The sequence below is a fragment of the Salinimicrobium oceani genome (assembly GCF_012037645.1).
Window position 1 is genome coordinate 1 of sequence record NZ_JAAVJR010001532.1, and the last position, 296, is coordinate 296.

General features: G+C 41.6%; 1 protein-coding gene. It reads left to right on the forward strand.

Translation table 11 applies throughout. The features are described 5' to 3' along the window. The coding region (locus HC175_RS22950) for a molybdopterin cofactor-binding domain-containing protein (RefSeq protein ID WP_168140073.1) at window positions 1–296 on the forward strand (296 nt) is incomplete at both ends.

The following is a 296-nucleotide window of genomic DNA, read 5'->3' on the forward strand; positions in this document are numbered from 1 at the left end:
CCTTATTATACGATAAATTCCCTGCAAACCACATCTCACATTTTTCAAGGACCACTTAGAAAATCGGCACTGCGGGCTTTAGGAGCTTTTGGGAATGTTTTTGCCATAGAATGTTTTATGGACGAGCTGGCGCATAAAGCTGGGAAAGATCCGGTGGAATTTAGGGTCAACCATCTTGATGATAAACGGGCTATAGCCTGCCTTGAACGAGTAAAGGAAATGACTGCAGGCATAAATAAAGGAAACAGGCAAGGAATGGGTTATTCTTTTGCACGATACAAAAATTCTGCTTCTTA